Annotated in this window: 11 protein-coding genes and 2 pseudogenes; 8 read left to right on the forward strand and 5 right to left on the reverse strand. The window is 57.6% G+C overall.

What is annotated here, in order from left to right:
- Positions 1 to 26: 26 nt before the first annotated feature.
- Positions 27 to 794, forward strand: a complete 768-nt coding sequence (locus tag CBE74_RS23595) for a class I SAM-dependent methyltransferase (RefSeq protein WP_087454670.1) — start codon at positions 27 to 29, stop codon at positions 792 to 794.
- A gap of 44 nt (positions 795 to 838) precedes the next feature.
- On the opposite strand, the gene CBE74_RS23600 is transcribed toward CBE74_RS23595, so the two are convergent.
- Positions 839 to 2,674: a phosphoenolpyruvate carboxykinase (GTP) gene (locus CBE74_RS23600; RefSeq protein WP_087454671.1), complete on the reverse strand. Its 1,836-nt coding sequence runs from the start codon at positions 2,672 to 2,674 to the stop codon at positions 839 to 841.
- A gap of 559 nt (positions 2,675 to 3,233) precedes the next feature.
- Between CBE74_RS23600 and trmB the strand changes: the two genes are divergently transcribed.
- The 7 genes from trmB (at position 3,234) to CBE74_RS23635 (ending at position 10,207) form a co-directional block, all read left to right on the forward strand.
- Positions 3,234 to 4,007 (forward strand): tRNA (guanosine(46)-N7)-methyltransferase TrmB, encoded by a 774-nt coding sequence (gene trmB, locus CBE74_RS23605; protein ID WP_087454672.1) that lies wholly within the window; start codon positions 3,234 to 3,236, stop codon positions 4,005 to 4,007.
- Positions 4,008 to 4,667 (forward strand): NYN domain-containing protein, encoded by a 660-nt coding sequence (locus tag CBE74_RS23610; RefSeq protein ID WP_087454673.1) that lies wholly within the window; start codon positions 4,008 to 4,010, stop codon positions 4,665 to 4,667.
- 11 nt (positions 4,668 to 4,678) lie between these two features.
- The gene (locus CBE74_RS23615) at positions 4,679 to 7,267 is read left to right on the forward strand and encodes an MMPL family transporter (RefSeq protein WP_087454674.1); all 2,589 of its coding nucleotides are present in this window, start codon (positions 4,679 to 4,681) and stop codon (positions 7,265 to 7,267) included.
- A 46-nt stretch (positions 7,268 to 7,313) separates the two neighbouring features.
- Entirely contained in the window at positions 7,314 to 8,342 is a 1,029-nt protein-coding gene (locus CBE74_RS23620; protein WP_087454675.1) for a lysylphosphatidylglycerol synthase transmembrane domain-containing protein, read from the forward strand.
- On the forward strand, positions 8,339 to 8,686 hold the full coding sequence (locus CBE74_RS23625; RefSeq protein ID WP_087454676.1) for a DUF3054 domain-containing protein: 348 nt from the start codon (positions 8,339 to 8,341) through the stop codon (positions 8,684 to 8,686). The genes CBE74_RS23620 and CBE74_RS23625 overlap by 4 nt, the downstream gene beginning before the upstream one ends.
- A 165-nt stretch (positions 8,687 to 8,851) precedes the next feature.
- On the forward strand, positions 8,852 to 8,989 hold the full coding sequence (locus CBE74_RS23630) for a hypothetical protein (protein ID WP_225870164.1): 138 nt from the start codon (positions 8,852 to 8,854) through the stop codon (positions 8,987 to 8,989).
- 576 nt (positions 8,990 to 9,565) lie between these two features.
- Complete coding sequence (locus CBE74_RS23635) at positions 9,566 to 10,207, forward strand: DedA family protein (protein WP_087454677.1); 642 nt, start codon at positions 9,566 to 9,568, stop codon at positions 10,205 to 10,207.
- Positions 10,208 to 10,276: 69 nt separating this feature from the next.
- Here the strand turns inward: CBE74_RS23635 and CBE74_RS23640 are convergent, their stop codons facing one another.
- From CBE74_RS23640 to CBE74_RS23650, 4 genes and pseudogenes are all read right to left on the reverse strand, one after another.
- A complete protein-coding gene (locus CBE74_RS23640) occupies positions 10,277 to 11,824 on the reverse strand; it encodes an acyl-CoA carboxylase subunit beta (protein ID WP_087454678.1) in 1,548 nt (515 codons plus the stop codon).
- A gap of 30 nt (positions 11,825 to 11,854) precedes the next feature.
- Positions 11,855 to 12,934, reverse strand: a pseudogene (locus tag CBE74_RS24795) (alpha/beta fold hydrolase); the annotation flags it as partial.
- A 117-nt stretch (positions 12,935 to 13,051) separates the two neighbouring features.
- A pseudogene (locus tag CBE74_RS23645) lies at positions 13,052 to 16,693 on the reverse strand (beta-ketoacyl synthase N-terminal-like domain-containing protein); the annotation flags it as partial.
- A 215-nt stretch (positions 16,694 to 16,908) separates the two neighbouring features.
- Positions 16,909 to 18,756, reverse strand: coding sequence for a FadD32-like long-chain-fatty-acid--AMP ligase (locus tag CBE74_RS23650; RefSeq protein ID WP_087454680.1), 1,848 nt, complete (start codon positions 18,754 to 18,756; stop codon positions 16,909 to 16,911).
- Positions 18,757 to 18,856: the final 100 nt, after the last annotated feature.

An 18,856-nucleotide genomic window follows, 5' to 3' on the forward strand; every position in this document is an offset into this window, starting at 1 on the left:
CCCTAGAGCATGAAAAGATAATCTCCATGGCGAAACCACTACAGCGTACTGCAAAGCTTGCAACCCTGCGTCGATCCCTCACGCTTCTGAGGAGTTTTCGTCATGAACAAACCGCGCCTGACAAATTCTACGCCCCGCTGGCAGCTGACACAGCGGAGCTCATAACAAGCCTGTGCAAAGACAGTCGCTCACCGCTGGATAGCGTCTTAGACGTCGGAGGCGGGCCTGGATATTTTGCTGATGAGTTCGAGCGTCGCGGGATTTATTATGTCAGCGTTGAACCCGATGCCGGGGAAATGTCCGCTGCGGGGATTAGCGTCGCGAATGCTGTCCGCGCTAGCGGAACCGCCCTGCCCTTTAGCGCAGACGCTTTTGACGTTGTGTATTCCTCTAACGTGGCGGAACACATCGCTGACCCTTGGCTCATGGGAGAAGAAATGCTGCGTGTAACGCGACCGGGCGGCCTCGCAATTCTGAGCTATACCGTATGGCTCGGCCCCTTTGGCGGACATGAGACCGGCCTATGGCAGCACTATCTTGGTGGCGACTTTGCCCGGGATTACTACACTCGCCGCCACGGGCATCTGCCCAAAAATGTTTTTGGAACATCCTTGTTCAATGTCTCATGCGCTGCGGGATTGCGCTGGGCGCGTAGCCTATCCGACGCACAACTGCTCTTGGCTTTTCCGCGTTATCACCCGCGCTGGGCATGGTGGATGGTACGAGTACCGATTCTCCGCGAATTCCTTGTGAGCAACCTCGTGGTGGTCATGAAAAAGCCGGAGCTCCCTTAAAGGTTAAAGGGGAGCTCCGGCCTCAACAGCACGTAGTATTCTGCTTATTCTGCAGCAGCCACGCGCTGCTTGAGAGCCTCAAACTGCTCAAGCACCTCTGCGGGCACTGCCGAGCCCTTGGATCCAAGGAACTCAAGGTACTGCTCGTTATCCTCAAGGTCGCCCTTCCATTGAGCGGCAGGAGCAGAGAGTGCCTCCTTGACGTCTTCAATCGGGGTGTCTAGACCAGTGAGGTCGAGATCCTCTACGCGTGCGGTGTAACCAGCGATAGTCTCATCAGCTTCTACGCGGCCCTCAATACGGTCCACAATCCACTTGAGAACGCGGCTGTTGTCGCCGAAGCCAGGCCATAGGAAGCGCCCGTCGTCGCCACGGCGGAACCAGTTGACAAGGAAGACAGCCGGCATCTTGTCGCCGCCCTTCTTGCCCATGTCGATCCAGTGCTGCAAGTAATCAGCAGCGTTGTATCCGATGAACGGCAGCATGGCCATGGGGTCGTGGCGCAAAGCACCCACGGTGCCCTCGGCGGCGGCCGTCTGGCCGGAGGACAGCAGCGCACCAATCATGGTGGCGTGGTTCCAATCGTGAGCCTGAGACACTAGCGGAACGGTGTCTGGGCGACGTCCGCCGAAGAGGATCGCGGAGATCGGAACGCCTTCTGGGTTGTTGAACTCTGCGGCGGCAACAGGGCACTGCTCTAGCGGCACGCAATAACGGGAGTTCGGGTGGCTGGAAGGCTGATCGCTCTCCGGAGTCCAGTCGTTGCCCTTCCAGTCGATAAGGTGCTCCGGCTGGTTTTCCAGCTCCTCCCACCAGATGTCACCGTCGTCGGTAAGCGCAACGTTGGTGAACAAGGTGTTGCCCTGCTCCATGGTCTTCATGGCGTTGGGGTTAGAGGAGTAGTTGGTTCCCGGTGCCACACCAAAGAATCCGTTCTCCGGGTTGATGGCGTAAAGACGTCCGTCCTCGCCAAAACGCAGCCATGCGATGTCATCACCAACGACCTCGGCCTTCCAGCCCTCGATGGTCGGCTGCAGCATCGCTAGGTTGGTCTTGCCGCATGCCGATGGGAATGCCGCAGCGATGTAGTAGACCTTGTCTTCTGGGGAGGTGAGCTTGAGGATGAGCATGTGCTCGGCCATCCAGCCCTCTTCCTTAGCCATAACAGAAGCGATGCGCAGCGCGTAGCACTTCTTGGCCAGGATGGCGTTTCCGCCGTAACCGGATCCAAAGGACCAGATCTCCTTGGTCTCTGGGAACTGGGTGATGTACTTGGTCTCATTGCAAGGCCACGCAACATCTTCCTGACCCGGCTCCAATGGCGCGCCCACGGAGTGGAGGCACGGCACGAAAGATCCGTTGTCGCCAATCTTGGCCAGTGCCTCAGCACCCATGCGGGTCATCACACGCATGGAAAGCACCACATAAGCGGAGTCTGTGAGCTGGACGCCGAGCTTGGGCGCGGGGTCGTCGATAGGCCCCATGCAGAACGGAACTACGTACATGGTGCGCCCCTTCATGGCACCACGGTATTGCTCCGTCATCTCGGCTTTCATCTCTACCGGGTCGGCCCAGTTGTTGGTTGGGCCGGCGCCCTCCGGAGTGGAGGTACAGATAAAGGTACGAGACTCAACGCGTGCGACGTCCGCAGGGTTGGAACGCGCAAGGAAGCTATTTGGGCGCTTCTCGTCGTTGAGGCGAATAAGCGTGCCTGCTTCAATGAGCTCCGAGGTAAGTCGATCCCACTCTTCTTGAGAGCCATCTGCAAAGACGACTTGCTCCGGCTGGAAAAGCTCTACATTCTCCGCAATCCAATTCAGCAATACTTCATTCTTTGTAGGGACTTCACCCTTAAGGCCCTTAATGGACACGGTGGACATCACTTCTCCTGACATAGTTGCGCGTGTCAATTGACTGTTCTTCCTCACCACACAGTAGCCATTAAGACGCGGGGAAAGGAACACTAACTCAGAGACGCGCATCACAAAAGCCCCCATTCGCAGCTCCACCCCCGATATTCGCGCCAGACCGGGGAAAATCTTTGAAATTTCCCCCTCACACACCCACCCCTTTTGGGGGCAAAATCATGCAAAATATTCATAGGAAGCCGCAAATACCCGCACGCGCTGCAGTTTTATCGGCCAGCATCAGGCAACAATGTACGCAACACCACACACGCAACAGAGGCCGCTATCGAACTCCCAGCACTCACCACCGGCCCCCACTACACACTCCCCTCCCCCGAAAGAATTCTCCCACCTTATAACTGAGCCGACCCAAAGAGGTCTGACGTCTAGGCAATACATAGAGAAATATCAGCTTAAAAGCGCCTCCCGACAATCACTTCAGTCACATTTTTCACTTTAATTCACTATTTTTTTACCCTGCGCTGGGCCTCACACATTGAACAAATCCCAGCGGGGGGGCAAAATAGCAGAGATGTCTAATTCTGATAATTCTCAAAATTCGCTCGGAGAGCTCCCCGCCGGGCGCCCTTTGCAAACCGATTTCAATAGCCAGTTCAACAACGACCTTGACTATCCCCGCCTCGGGTCGGTAAGTTTCCGCCGCGGAACGCTCACCGATAATCAAGAGAGTATGTGGGAGGAATACTGGCCCAATCTGGGCACAGTCCTGTCCGACGAGCGCATAAACGTCACGGAATGGTTCGGGCGTGACGATGCCCACACGATCTTAGAAATCGGATCTGGAACCGGAACCTCTACCGCCGCGATGGCGCCGCTTGAGACCGACACCAACGTTATTGCCGTCGAGCTCTATAAGCCCGGTCTTGCCAAACTTCTCGGCGCGATCGTTCGCAATGACATCAATAACATCCGCATGGTTCGAGGCGACGGGGTGGAAGTTCTCACCCGCATGTTCGGCGAATCCTCCCTCGACGGTGTCCGTATCTACTTCCCGGATCCTTGGCCCAAAGCGCGTCACCATAAACGACGCATCATCCAGTCGGGCGTTCTCAACCTGATCGCCACCCGCCTTAAGCCTGGCGGAGTCCTCCACGTGGCCACCGATCACGCCGACTATGCCGAGTGGATTACCGAGCTCGTCGATGTAGAACCCATGCTGGAGTATATGGGCTGGCCGTGGCCGGAGTGCCCGCAGCTTACTGATCGTCAGGTCATCACCAAATTTGAAGGTAAGGGCCTGGATAAGGATCACACCATCACGGAATTCCTGTGGAGGAAGAAATAAATGAATTCCTTTGATATTCCCCTCCACATTCCCGTAGCGCCCGATAACGAGCTCTTGTTGGTGTGGGATGCCCCCAACCTAGACATGGGGCTGGGTGCCATCCTTGGTGGGCGCCCTAATGCAGCTCACCGTCCGCGTTTCGACGCCGTAGGCAAGTGGCTGCTGGCCAAAGCAGGCGAACTCAGCCATACCACTGGCATCAAGATTGAGGCTGAGGCGACCGTCTTTGCCAACATCACCCCCGGTGGCGCGGATAATGTTCGCCCTTGGGTCGAGGCATTGCGCAACATCGGATTCGCGGTATTTGCCAAGCCCAAGCTGTCCGAGGAAACCGACGTGGATCCGGACATGCTCGCCCACATTCGCCTACGTCACCAGGCCGGCAAGCTCAAAGGCCTAGTGGTAGCCAGCGCAGACGGACAGAATTTCAAGGACACCCTCGATGAGCTAGCCGCCGAGGAAGTCGCCGTCACCGTCCTAGGATTCCACGAACACGCAGCTTGGGCAGTAGCCGATGAGGCATTGACGTTCGTAGACTTAGAGGAAGTGCCCGGAGTATTCCGCGACCCGCTACCTCGCGTCAGCCTGGATAAGCTTCCCGACGAAGGCGCATGGCTACAGCCATTCCGTCCACTTACTGCCTTATTGTCTAATCGCTAGGATCGATACACATGTTCTCACGCTGGGGAGACTTCGCTTACCGCCACCGTCGTGTGGTGCCCGTAGCAATCGTCGTGTTTATCGTGGCGATCTACGGCATCTTTGGCATCCGCCTTGCCGACCGCATGAGCCAAGAAGGCTGGGACGATCCCGGTTCTTCCTCGACTCAGGCTGCCAACATTGAGCAAGAAGTCTTTGGCCGCGACAACTCCGGCGACGTTGTTCTCCTCTTCTCTTCCGAAGACGGAATAGCTAAGAACAAGAACTTCGATGAGATCAAGCGCTATCTGAGCGACCTCAAAGCTTTACATCCCAACCAGATCGCAGACGTCACATCCTACTTTGATAATCGCAATGCTCAGTTGCTATCCAAGGACGGAAAAACGGCCTTTGCCGCAGTCTCTCTCAGGGGAGACCACGAGCAGACACTGAAAGATTTCCGAGCGATCAAAGGAAATCTGAAGCCGAAATTTGATGGAGTAACCGTCCAAGTCGCCGGAGCCACTGCGGTCGCCGACGCCCTAGATTCCGGCATGGCGGGAGACATTAAACGTGCGGAAGTCGTAGCGCTTCCGCTCGTGGCAATTTTGCTGTTGTTCGTTTTCGGCTCGGTGGTAGCCGCTTTCATGCCACTTATCGTGGGCATTCTCTCCATTTTGGGTTCTCTCGGCGTGCTGTCCATTCTCGCTGGCTTCGCGCAAGTGAATGTGTTCGCGCAGTCCGTGGTCACGCTGCTTGGTTTGGGCCTAGCCATCGACTACGGCCTTTTCATGGTGTCCCGATTCCGTGAGGAAATGGACCAGGGCCGGGATATTCGCGATGCCGTGCGCATAACCACATCCACAGCCGGAAAGACCGTAGTTTTCTCTGCTGCCATGGTGGCCGTGGCCCTTTCTGGTTTGTTGGTCTTCCCGCAGGCATTCCTCAAGTCGGTGGCCTACGGTGCCATCAGTGCCGTCGGCCTCGCCGCTTTGCTGTCCATCACGGTGCTGCCCTCGATCTTCGCGATGCTGGGAACAAGGATCGACAAGTGGACGCTACGCCGGACTAAGCGCAGCGCTCGCACACTCGCCGATACCTGGTGGTACAAGCTACCCGCGTGGGCCATGAAGCGTTCCAAGACCGTCGTTGTATCTGTGGTCTTCCTTCTGATCGCGTTGACGGTGCCACTCGCTGGAATCACATTCGGTGGAATCAACGAGACCTATCTGCCGCCCAACAGCGACGTCCGCAAGGCTCAGTCCACCTTTGATCAGGAATTCCCTGCTTTCCGCACAGAACCCATCAAACTGGTGGTCTCCAACGCCACTAACGATCAACTGATCAAGGTGTATCAGCAAGCAAACACGGTCACGGGCCTCACAGATAGGTTCAAGCCGTCGACCGCCACAAAAGACGGCACCACCGTTCTTTCTGCCGGCATCGCCGAGCGCAAAGACAACGAGTCCGTGGTGAAGCAGCTCCGGGCCATCGAGGTCCCCGAAGGGGTCAGCGTGCACATCGGAGGCACCCCGGCAATGGAAGTTGAATCCATCGAGGCGCTCTTCGAGAAGCTGCCGTGGATGGCAATCTACATCGTGCTAGCCACGTTCATTTTGATGTCTCTGGTGTTCGGTTCCATGATCCTGCCGGCCAAGGCCATCATCATGACCATCCTGGGAATGGGCGCCACCCTGGGCATCCTCACCGCGATGTTTGTGGACGGCATCGGCTCCAGCCTCTTCAACTTCTCCGCCGGCCCGTTGATGAGTCCCGTCCTGGTTCTCATCATGGCGATTGTCTACGGCCTATCCACCGACTACGAGGTATTCCTGGTCTCCCGCATGGTGGAGGCGCGCGATAACGGCGAATCCACCGACGAGGCCATCAAGTACGGCACCGCCCACACTGGTGGCATCATTACGGCTGCTGCGCTGATCATGATCGTGGTCTGTGGCGCGTTTGGATTCTCTGAGATCGTGATGATGAAGTACATCGCGTTTGGCATGGTCGTAGCATTGCTTTTCGACGCCACCATCATCCGCATGCTTCTGGTCCCAGCGGTCATGCATCTGCTGCGTGAAGACAACTGGTGGGCTCCCCGATGGGTCAAACGAGCCTCCGAAGCCATGGGCCATAACTCCGCCCCTGAGCCACTGCCTGTTGCTTCTCGGCCGGTGGAGAGCGGCGATAAGCCTGCTAGGCGCGTCGAACCCGCACAGCCTCGCGTGCCAGTATCCGCCTACATGGACGACACGAGCACTATGGCCCCAGTGAAGGAACCCCCCGCTCCCCAGCGACCGGCTGCGCCACGGCCTACGCCTCCACGGCCCATGCCTCCGCGCACTCCGCCTCGCACTGACGCACCCGCTTTTAATCCAAAGCGCACATGGGGCAGCACACCTGCTACATCGCACAATGCGGGAGGCGCCGATACAGTAGAGGGGCAAGGCTCACATACCCCGAAGCGCAAACTCCATCATTCGCGACGCGAGACCCTAGTCTCCGACACAACAGTGGTGGACCCCCGGACCGCAGGCCGATCCGGGCGCATCGCCTCCGAGGATAACGAGCTCGTCCCCTTCTCTGAGCTGGTGAAGCGTCTGCGTGAAGAACATTAGAGCCCGATGGTGGCATAACAAGTGGGTACGGTTTTTAGGACCGCTGGTGATCCTTGCGATCGCCGCCTTCTTGCTACGCGACAAAATGCCATTCCTCGCCGAGGGATACCACGAGGTACTAGAGGCAAACAACACTGGGCTCGTTCTGTCCGTCGTCGCGGTTCTCATCTCATTGATCGCGATGGCCGAAGTCATGCGACAGCTCCTCCGGGCCGGCGGGTCCAAAGTCAGCCTGCTGCACACCACTCAGCTGGTGTTCATCGCCAACTCTTGGTCAGGCACGTTCCCCGGGGGCGCAGCAATTTCCACGGTGTACCAATTCAAAACCATGTGCACCTGGGGTATAAGCATCCTCGTGAGCTCGTGGTTTATCGTGGTTTCCGGCGCCCTGTCTACGCTCTGGCTAGTGGCCTTGGGGATTGTCGGCGTCTTATTCATGGGCGCCCAGTTCAGCATATGGCCCCTATTGGGCACCGCTGGCGTTATGATCAGCGTCTCCGTTTTGCTCTATGCAGCAACTAATAACCCGCGCACCACCAGCCGCTACGCCACCGGCGTCGTCCGCGCCTTTAACCGCCTCATGCGCAAGGACCCCGAGCGCTGGATTCCCACCATCAAGGGGCAGATCTCCCAGCTCGACGCCGTGCATCTCACCCCCAGCCGTTTTCGCGTGGTCTCGCTGCTCTCGCTCTCCAACTGGCTTTTCGACGTCGCCAGCCTCTGGCTGTGTATCTGGGCCGTTACGGGCAACCTCCCTGGGCTGGAACGCGTCGGTGAGATTCCCTCATTCCTAGGCGTGACTCTCGCCTTTGTCACCGCAAAAATTGTGGGCACTGCACAGATCACCCCGGCTGGCGTGGGCCCCGTCGAGGCCGCTATGACAGCGAGCCTCGTGGCGGTGGGCATGACTGTATCGACGGCCTTTGGAGCGGTCTTTGTCTACCGCATTTTGTCTTTTGCTCTCATCACGGTCATCGGCTGGATCATTTACTTCATCACCGTTGCCCGCGGCGGGATACGCGCAAGCTATGGTGATCAAGACAACGAACCTTATAAGGAGACCGCAACCCCATGAAGTACTTCTGGTACGACGTTATCGCCGTCCTAGCATTCGCCATCTTCGCCCGTGCTGCACACGGCGGCCTGGGCATAATCCAGATCCTCGATACCTGGTGGCCATTCCTCATCGGAACAGCCCTGGGATGGCTTCTCATACGCGCCCGCAACCCGCTGGCCTTGGGTAATGGCGCTATTGTTTGGGGCGCCACTGCGGCAGCCGGCCTCACCGTATGGGGTATCCGTCACGGTCAGGTTCCCCACTGGTCCTTCATGATCGTCGCCACAGTAATGAGTGGAATCTTGCTCCTAGGTTGGCGTGTTGTGTCAGGTAAGATGCGCCGCACCACGGAAAATGCTTAACAAAACGCCCCAAAAATAAGCATTCCCTTAACTTATACTTTTTGCTATGTTAATTTCTGCAAGTAATCGCATACTTTAGGTTCCTTTTCCGAGGGCTCTTTGCGGCCTTTGGGAATGGATCTCGATTCAGAACACCATCCAGAACAACACAGCAAAGAGGTTTCTATGTCTAGGTCTTCACGCCGTATCCCCTTTATCGTCAGCGGCATTCTCGCCGCTGCCATCATATCCCCCGCCGCTCCTGCGCTAGCAGCAGATACAGGTCTTGTGGACGCAGTGACCGCAACGCAGGACGCCGAATAGGCCCCCAAGACTCACGAAGAGAAGCTCCAAGAAGCGACAGAGCTGCTTACCAAGACCACTTCTCAGGGCCCCGTCGCCTATATCCAGCATGAAGGACAGGGAGTACTCAACAACTACGTCCCGGAAGAGGGCGAGATTGAGTCCTTCATCCAAAGCGCTCCAGACAAAGAGCATGCGGCAAAGGAACTACAGACAGCAATCGATTTTGCTCGCAATGACGCCACCACAGTCAAAGAGCGCATCATGGAGATGCTAGATGCGCTGACTGAGCAGTATTTCGACGCACAAACGTCCAAGGAAGAAGCCTTTATCCAGGCCGTACAGAAGGTCCAGAGCGCCGTCAAAAATATGAAGGTCTCCGCTCCGCGGAATGGCTCGCCATTATGCAGAAAGTTGCCGAGCATTACAGCGTGCCAACAGACGGCATTAAAGACGCTTTCACGCCAAACAAGTAGGACTCTTGATAACCCTGCGAGCATATTCACACGACTTTCGTACCCCGCCCCCAGGGTTTAAGAGGGAACTCATCATTAACACAGCTCTCTCTTCCCAGCATATTCGACTAACCTAAACACAATGACAGTGGAGACTTTTCTTACGGGGCTTAGCCCAGCAATTGTGTATGCAGTCGTAGGATTCGGAGTGTTGATTGAGAGCATCGGAATCCCTATTCCCGGTGAAACCGCAGTAATCGCGGCGTCGCTCCTATCCACGACCCACGCTGCCAACATTCATTTGCACTGGGTCTTCGCCGCAGCGTGCATCGGTGCGATTATCGGCGATAACATAGGTTATTCCCTGGGACACCGCTACGGACATCACCTTACTGCTTGGTTGGAAAAACGCTTCCCCCGCCATTTGTCTCCCAACAGGATGCGTTATGTGGAACACCTCATGCGCACTAAAGGGGTTCCTGTAGTCCTCGGTGGCCGCTTCATCGCGTTGCTCCGCATTCTCGCCGGACCGCTCTCGGGCGTGACCCGCATGTCTTATCCCCACTTCTTTTTTGCCAACGTTGTAGGCGCTATAGCGTGGGCAGGAACTGTCACCCTCATGGTCGGTCTTTTAGGAAAAGCCGCTCATACCTGGATTAACGATATTTCCTGGGTGCTCGGCGGAGCCGTCCTGGTCATGGCGATCGCTGCCATCGTCTTTGGCAAAGTAACAGGACGCTGGCTGGACAAAAAAGCAGCCGAATACGCAGAACAATATAGCTAATACAAGAGTATCCCTCCTGGTTTAAACCAGGAGGGATACTCATATGCGCCATATAAGTGCTCAACAGCACTACATAGGCGCGATGGTGTGCTTCTTAGGCAGGTCGTGCAGATCTTTGGTTTCTAGCTGGCGCATGGCGCGTCGCAAAGCAATGCGCGTCTCATGAGGCTGGATCATCGCATCGACATAGCCACGCTCGGCAGCAACATAAGGGCTGGTCATGTTCTCATCGTAGAAATCCATGAAGACCTTCTTCATGTACGCCCGCTGCGTCTCATCCTCGATCATGGCCAGCTGCTTGCCCTGGATCATCACGGAAGCTGCCGCAGCGCCCATCACGGCGATCTGCGCGGTTGGCCATGCCAGGTTGATGTCACCAGTGAGGTTCTTGGATCCCATCACCGCATACGCTCCGCCATAGGCCTTGCGCACGATCAACGAGATCTTAGGAACCGTAGCTTCCACCAGCGCAAAGGCCAGCTTGGCACCACGGTGAATCAGTCCGGCCTTCTCCTGGTCCACGCCCGGCAGGTAGCCGGGGGTGTCTACCACGAACAAAACGGGGATGTTGTAGGCGTCGCAGATGCGGATAAACCGAGCGCCTTTGTCAGCAGCATCAGCATCGATACAGCCGGCGAACTCCAGTGGTTGGTTGGCCACTACGCCCACAGATTTGCCGTCGATACGCGCAAACCCCGTGATCAGGTTAGGGGCGAAGTTCGGCTGCACCTCAAGGAAATCATCGGAGTCAAAAAGACGCTTGAGCAGGTCATGCATGTCATAGCCGGCGTTGGTGTCATCCGGCATGAAGGTATCCAAGACCTCGTCGCCGGTGAGGTCCTCGTCCGCAGGCGCCCAATACCCAGGGTTGGGATCCTGACAGGACAGCGGAAGGTGCTGCAAAAGATCATGGACATAATTGAATGCGTCCTCCTCATCGGCAGCCACATAGGAGACGTTGCCGTTGAGTTCCTGCTGACGAGCCGAACCCAGATCATGAGAGCTAATGTCCTCGCCAGTGACCTCCTTGATCACGGCGGGGCCAGTAACGTACATCTCTGCACGCCCATCGACGGCCACCACAAAGTCAGTGGTCACCGGCGCATAGACAGCACCGCCGGCGGACTTACCCATCATGATGGAGATCTGCGGGCTACGACCAGACAACGGAAGCTGCCTGCGGGAGATCTCCGAATACATGGCCAGCGAGGTCACAGCATCCTGGATGCGGGCACCGCCAGAATCCTGGATGCCGATCACCGGGCAACCAATTTTGATGGCCATATCCATGACCTCACAGACCTTACGACCAAAGGTCACGCCCACGGAACCGCCATACACCGTCTTGTCGTGGGCGTAAATGGCCACGGGGCGGCCGTCGATACGCCCGTATCCGGTGACCACGCCGTCACCGTAAGGGGCATCTTTTTCGTCGGGAGTACGGCCAAGTGCGCCGATTTCTACGAAAGAGCCGTCGTCAAGGAGTCGCTGAATACGCTGACGAGGGGTCGTAAAACCTGCCTCGTCGCGCTTCGCGCGGGCACGCTCGCTGCCCGGATCCTGGGCCTTTTCAAGGCGCGCGCGTAGGTCAGCTAGCTTTTCCGCAGTTGTCTTCATGCTCACTTAGTCAGTCACCTGCTTGGGGGATTATTTGCTGTGCAGTTCTGCAATTCGCTTGGTCAGCTCAAGGCCCACCGTAGCGATTTCCGGCTCATCGACCACCGCAAGGTGATCACCGCGCAGTTGCACAATGTCCAACTGCTCCACGATAGCCGACCAACCACCGTCCTGATTAATCTCAGCGTACGCCGGCTCAAGTTCAATCGCCCCATCGTGCATGCGTTCCGCACGGAACAGGATCACCGGAGCCTTCACACCGGCCCAACGCTGCAGATCCATCTTGTCCAAGATTCGGTTATCTACAAAGGAGGCGCGCTGGTGCTCCAACACACCAGCAGAAAGACCGTGCTCGGAGGCATCCATATTGGCCAAGAACTCACTCATCATGGTCAGAAGAGCGTCTTCACCAGCGGTTTCCAAGAGCTCATAAGGCACGGGGAAGTCAAGACCATAGGTCTTCTTGACAAACGCCGAGTACCGTTCCCACCGCTTCTTGGTCTCTTCCATCGTGTCTGGCGCGGGGTTCTTTGGCTGAACAGTATCCAGCAGAGCAATTGTGGCGATCTCTACGCCACTACCCTGCAGCTGATGCGCTACCTCATAGGCCAACGCGCCGCCAAAGCTCCAGCCACCCAAAATAACAGGAAGCCCATCGGAGTAGTGCTTAATCTCATCCAGGTACTGAGCCGCACGGTCATCCAAAGCACCCTCAAGGCGCTCCACACCGTAAACGGGAACCTCCGCCGGCAGTCGTCGCATCAGCGGTTGATACACAACCGAAGATCCGCCGGCTGGGTGGAACATGAACACAGCCGGGGCGGTCGAGCCTTCCGGACGCGCGCGCAGCACGCGGATATTGCCTTCCACGTCGGTTTCCAGTCCTTCGCGAACAATGTTGGCCAGCGGCTCTAGAGTCTCAGCTGCAAAAACCTGCTCTGTGGTCACTTCAATGCCGCCGCGCTCGGTGAGCCGCTCAGCAATGTCCTTGGCTTGTTCCTCGGTGATTGACGGAAGCTCGCTGGTCACGCCCGCTGCGGCAGCGCCCGTGATTCCCGCCCAGGTAGCAAAGACTAGGCGTTCCGACGCATCACGCGGAGCCACTCCCACGCCTTTAGCACCGTCGCGGGGTGCTTCGCTCTTCTCCACCACAGTGGGTACCGGTGACGGGGTGCTCTCCGCGTCCGTGGTGGCGGCGGAAGCGGTGTCGTCGCCAGCAGGCTTGGCAGCAACCAATCCTTCTACCAGGGTGACTACCTCGGCCGCGGAAGCGTCGCGAAGCGCCTGCACCTGCAGCGGCGGAATCTGGAAGTCATACTCAATGCGGTTCTTGATGCGCATACCCATCAGGGAATCCAGTCCCAAGTCAATAAGAGGCAGTTCCAGCGGAAGATCTTCCACGTCATAGCCCATCGCCTCGGAGACGATAGCGCGCATCCGCTGCTCCACGGTTTCCCCGCTGGCGGGATCCCAGCGCAGGGACTCTCCCACAAAATCAGAAGGCTGTTCCGGCTGGTTTACCGGAATATCCTGAGTCAGCGGCGCAGGAGTCTCAAAAGAATCAGCTGCCAGTGCCACAGCGGTGGCAAAGCCCTCTGCGACAGCAACGGTGGTGTCGCCCATAACGCGGTGAATCTCTACGCTCACACCACCGATGTTGCGAGTGACCACAGTGGTCAGGTCGCCGGACGGCGGCAACGTACCCGTCTCCTCGACTGCGATAAGCGTAGCTCCCGGAAGAACAGCCTCAACGGCTGCTTCCAAGAGCGCTGCTGCAGAAGGAACCAGGTCAGCCGTGGTGGAGAAGGCCACCGCACCCTTAGGCAAAGTCACCTTTGTGCCAGGCAATGCTGCGTGGTTGCCCGATGACGGGCGTGCAGCGGTCCAATACCGTTGGCGCTTCCACGGGATATGGGGAGCGTGAATGGTGTCGCCTTCTCCGTAGAGACGGCTGAAATCTATCGGAGCACCCTGGACATACATCTTGCCCAGGAGGTCTCGAATCGACTCGGCCTCGCTCACCTTGCGCTTGAGCGCGAACAGAAGCTGTGCATCGCCCCTACCGACGCTGAACGCCGTATTCATCATGCCCATCAAGGCAACCGGGTTCGGCGAAATTTCCACCAACATCGTGTGCCCTGCCGCAAACGCCTGCTCGGTGGCGTCCTGGAACCACACCGCCTGACGGGTACACCGCAGCCAATAGTCCGAACCGTGCACCACGGAACCCACAGGATATGTGACTCCCCGATCCACAGAGCTAAACAGTGGAATGGTGATCGGCAGCGGGGTGATGTCCGAGGTCTCCGCGGCGAGTTCGCCAAGGAGCGGCTCGACAGCACTCGTGTGCCCGGCGCCCTTAACGTTAAGAAGTCGAGCGAATTTCTCTTCCGACTCTAACTTCTCCACAAGACGCACCACTGCCTCTCGTGGGCCTCCCACTGTGGTCATGCCCGGTCCTGCATAAACGGCAGGCTCAATGCCTGCGAAGTCTGGGTGGGTGGCAATAAACTCGTCGAGCGCCTCCACGGAGAACTCCACCACGGCCATTGCGCCGAGCTCATCCTCCGGAAGAGACTTCTCGCCCTCACCCATGAGCCTGGAACGGTGGCAAGCAATACGCATAGCTTCCTCAGCGCTAAGACCACCGGCTGCATATGCCGCTGCGATCTCGCCCATGGACATACCCATCACTGCCGCTGGGTGCGCCCCGTAGGAAGCCAGAAGATCAGTCAGCGCGATCTGGATTGCGGTGATAGCCACCTGTGCGGTTTCAGTGTCATACGTCTGTTCGTCGTCAGCGACGATGTCCAGGATGGACCAGCCCGATTCAAAAGCTACCAGCTGATCAAGCTCTTCCAGACGTGCCCGGAACTCGGAGGACATAGCCACCAGGTTCTTCACCATCTTGCGATGCTGGGAACCAAAACCGGAGTACACAAAGACGGGGCCGACGGTAGCCGGCGAATCTGCGGCAGCGATGCCGGCGCTGATCTTGCCTTCCGCGACCTGGCGCAGACGCTTCACCGCGTCCTCGGTGGTGTCTGCGTGAACCACGGCACGAGAGCGCCCATGATTACGCTTAGCGACGCTACGCGCAACCTTAATCAGGTCCTCATCTGCACGACCTTCCAAGAAATCTGCAAGCTGTGCAGCGACTTCCCTGCGTCGCGACGGCAGCAAGCCCGATACCTCAAGAGTGACCGCATTCGGGTTCTCGGGATCTATGAGCTGCGGGGTGGGCTGCTGCTGAGCAGTGTATTCTTCGGGAACAAAGGAGGACACGACCACGTGCGCGTTGGTTCCGCCAAAGCCGAATCCAGACACACCTGCGATCTTGTGGCCCGAGTACTGTGGCCATTCGCGTGGGTCCTCGATGACCTCAAGGTGCTCCGCGTCAAAGTCAACGTAGCGGTTCGGTGCCGTGTAGTTGAGTGACGGCGGCAGCACGTCGTTAGTCATAGAGAGCACAACCTTGATCAGGCCTGCAGCGCCTGCAGCAGACTCGGTGTGCCCAAAGTTTGTCTTAGCTGAGCCAAGCAGCGTGGGAGTGGCAAAATCGCGTCCGGGGCCCAGGACTTTGCCCAGGGAGGTGGCCTCAATGGGATCACCGAGGATCGTGCCGGTGCCGTGCGCCTCCACGTAATCCACAGTCGCAGGGTCCACGCCAGCGTCGCTATACGCACGATGCAGGACATCCACCTGTGCGTCAGGGTTTGGCGCAGTCAGGCCGTTAGAGTGTCCATCGGAGTTGACTGCGGAGCCCTTGATCACGGCGAGGATCGTGTCGCCGTCCGTAATGGCATCCTGGACGCGCTTCAAAATGAGTACGCCGGCGCCGTCGGAACGCACAAAGCCGTCTGCGTCATTGGAGAAAGCATGGATCTTTCCGGTGGGGCTAAAAACGCCCAACTCGCCAAAGCCTGTAGACACAAAAGGCGCAGCGAGGATGTTCACGCCACCTGCCACAGCCACGGAGGCTTCTCCCTCGCGCAGCGCTCGAACAGCTTGGTGCACAGACACCAACGAGGAGGAACAAGCGGTGTCCACGTTGACCGATGGGCCGCGGAAGTCAAACGCATAGGAGATGCGGTTAGGAATAATCGAGCTGGCGGTTCCCGTGAGCGCATAAGGATGAGACTCAGAAGGGTCGGCACTGATCAGCATGCCGTAGTCGTTGCTGGAAGAACCAACGAACACGCCTACCGGTTCCCCGCGCAAGCTGGAGGGCGCAATGTGTGCGTGCTCCAATGCCTCCCACGTCAGCTCAAGCATGATGCGCTGCTGCGGGTCGATGTTCACGGTCTCTAGTGGTGACAGCCCGAAAAACTCGGCGTCAAAGCTGGAAATATCGTCCAGGTAACCGCCCCGGAAATCGATGTCGGCCATCTTTTTGGTCGTGACCTCATCGGCGGCATATTCCGACCAACGTCCAATGGGAAGATCGGTGATGCCGTCACGCCCCTCAACGAGCATGGACCACATCTCATCGATGTTGTGTGCACCTGGGTAACGGGCCGCCATGCCCACGATCGCAATGTCGTGGCTACCTGGGGTATTCGAGGTGCGGGTGAGTGTCTGCAAACGCGCAGCCTGCTCGCGGGGAGCACCCTCTACCAGGCGCTTAGACAGCGCCGTGATAGTCGGATATTCATAGGCAATTGTTGCGTCAAGCTGAACACCGAGGAGGTTCTCCAACTCGCCGGATAGCAGCACAACATCACGGGACGACAGGCCGAAAGACTGCATCGGCTTGTCATCTGTGATCTCTTCAGCCGGTAGCCCAGTAGTAGCGATAACCCAGTTCCGCAACCACACCCGCAGCTGCTCGGTGGTCATCGCGTTTTTGGCACCCTGGCGAGAATCCATACGTATAAAACCTTCTCAGTGATCGGCGAAATATCGGCACCTCTAAAGAAAAGGGGCACCGATAAGATTTACCTACGACAGTCGTTCTATTCTATATCGTCACCGAGGAACTAAGTGTTTCATTCAATGCGGTTTCTCAAAACCTCACTACAGAAGCACAAGAAGGGGCCGCCGCGCACTAAGCTTTTCGACGACCCCTCCTATATTCAATCTCTCTACTGCTCTAGGTATGCCTTCTTGTTCACGCGTCGCGCGATCTTTCCGGAAGAGGAGCGGAGAATCTCGCCAGGAGCGACCACCCGAATATCGGTAGGCACCACACCATGGGATTCGGTCACTGCTGCACGGATTGCCTCGATAGCTTCAGCGTCACCGCTAGCGTCGCGCTCAAGATCGCGCTCGGCCAGGATGATCAGCTTCTCTACGTCGTTGCCTTCAATAGCAAACGCGGCGACGGCTGCCGGGCGGATGTGCTCAGAAGCGTGATCCACGGTGTACTCAATATCCTGCGGGTAGTGGTTACGACCAGCAATAATGACCAGGTCCTTGAGACGGCCCGTAATAAACAGGTCGCCATCAACCATTGCGCCAAGGTCGCCGGTAGCCATCCAACGGTCATCCTCAGGAGCACCCTCTGCACGGGAGTTCTCAGCCAAACGGCCCTCCAACGTGTTGCGGAAGGTCTCCGCCGTGTCCTCGGCACGATCCAGGTAACCGGCGGCCACGTTATCTCCATAAACCCAGATCTCACCGATGGAACCGTCGGCAAGCTCTTGCTTGGTCTCAGGATCCACGATCACGAGCTTCTGCGGGGCAACTGCCTGGCCACAGCCCATCATGGACACTGCAGCAGGAGAGTCGGAATCAATCTGCACAGCCTTGTTTTCAGCGAGCTGATCGCGGTCAAAGTATGCAATGTGCGGGCGTTCCGGAGTTTGCGGCGTGGTCACCAGCAAGGAAGCCTCTGCCAGGCCGTAGGAAGGACGGATAGCGGAGCGGTTGAGACCGAAAGGACCAAATGCAGCCAAGAAGGCATTCACTGCCTTTTCCGTCACAGGCTCGGAACCGACGATAAGACCGTCGACCTTGGAGAAATCTGCATCCGAGCCAGCCTCAGGAGCAGCGTAACGGGATGCCAGCTCTAGTGCGAAGTTCGGGACAACGGTGTAGACCGCGTTGTCGCCCTCACGACGCTTAAGCTGATCTATCCAGCGCGACGGCTGCTGGATGAAGTCGCGCGGAGCCATGAGCTCAAACTCCAGACCCAGCAAGGTAACAAATGCTGCCAGGATGATGCCCATGTCGTGGTGCAGCGGGAGCCAGGAAACGAGGCGCAGTGGCGTCTTGAGCTGAACTGCCGTGAAAATCTGCAGCACGTTGGTCAAGATCGAACGGTTAGTCAGCACAACACCCGCAGGGGTACGGGTAGAACCCGAGGTGTACTGCAAGAATGCCGGGAGATCAACCGGTGCAACCTGTGCAGCGGCAGCGAAAGCCTGCCCCTCCTCGGTGAGCAATGGGTTAACAAAGCTCTGTGCGCCGGAATCAGGCAAGGAGCCGATAGAAATGATGCGTGGGCGTTCTGCGCCTGGGATGTCCGCGAAGAAGCGACGAACAGCCGTAGCGGACGTGTTGTTGGTCAACACGATGGTCGGCTTGGCGTCGCCCATCACTGCAGTGAGGTGGTCTGCGTGTCCCGGCTCTGTGGGGTCATACAGCGGGACGGGGACCATGTCGGCATAAAGCGAACCTAGGAAGCCAAAGAGATACTCTGGGCTGTTATTAGCCAAGATAGCTACGCGATCACCAATGCTGCCGACCTGCTGCAGGCGCGCTGCAACCACCTTGATCCGAGTGTTCACCTCGGTCCGGTTAAAGTCGCGGGTCTCACCTTCACGGGAGGAGGTGAAGTCCCAGAAGCGGATGCAGTGGCGGTCAGCTCCACCTGTTGCCGCATCAGCCTGGAAGAGAACCTCGCCAAGGCCAGCGAGGGTCAGCTCGGGCCGGAGAGTAATCTCGCCCTTCTCGTTGAAGAACTGGCGCATAGCCTGATTCAGATCCATAAATCTCCTTGAGGGTTTCCTGGCACGGGGCTACTGCAGAGCCAACCGCACGCACCGAAAGTGCTTAACGTTCCATCTACTTTATTAGTTTTGATTGCGA

Origin of the sequence: Corynebacterium silvaticum (assembly GCF_002162115.2) — a bacterium.
Lineage (GTDB): Bacteria > Actinomycetota > Actinomycetes > Mycobacteriales > Mycobacteriaceae > Corynebacterium > Corynebacterium silvaticum.

Bases quoted from the DNA above. Each gene is read 5' to 3' on its own strand.
- CBE74_RS23595 (WP_087454670.1), top strand. From the start codon at position 27: ATGGCGAAACCACTACAGCGTACTGCAAAGCTTGCAACCCTGCGTCGA.
- CBE74_RS23600 (WP_087454671.1), bottom strand. From the start codon at position 2,674: ATGTCCACCGTGTCCATTAAGGGCCTTAAGGGTGAAGTCCCTACAAAG.
- trmB (WP_087454672.1), top strand. From the start codon at position 3,234: ATGTCTAATTCTGATAATTCTCAAAATTCGCTCGGAGAGCTCCCCGCC.
- CBE74_RS23610 (WP_087454673.1), top strand. From the start codon at position 4,008: ATGAATTCCTTTGATATTCCCCTCCACATTCCCGTAGCGCCCGATAAC.
- CBE74_RS23615 (WP_087454674.1), top strand. From the start codon at position 4,679: ATGTTCTCACGCTGGGGAGACTTCGCTTACCGCCACCGTCGTGTGGTG.
- CBE74_RS23625 (WP_087454676.1), top strand. From the start codon at position 8,339: ATGAAGTACTTCTGGTACGACGTTATCGCCGTCCTAGCATTCGCCATC.
- CBE74_RS23630 (WP_225870164.1), top strand. From the start codon at position 8,852: ATGTCTAGGTCTTCACGCCGTATCCCCTTTATCGTCAGCGGCATTCTC.
- CBE74_RS23635 (WP_087454677.1), top strand. From the start codon at position 9,566: ATGACAGTGGAGACTTTTCTTACGGGGCTTAGCCCAGCAATTGTGTAT.
- CBE74_RS23640 (WP_087454678.1), bottom strand. From the start codon at position 11,824: ATGAAGACAACTGCGGAAAAGCTAGCTGACCTACGCGCGCGCCTTGAA.
- CBE74_RS23650 (WP_087454680.1), bottom strand. From the start codon at position 18,756: ATGGATCTGAATCAGGCTATGCGCCAGTTCTTCAACGAGAAGGGCGAG.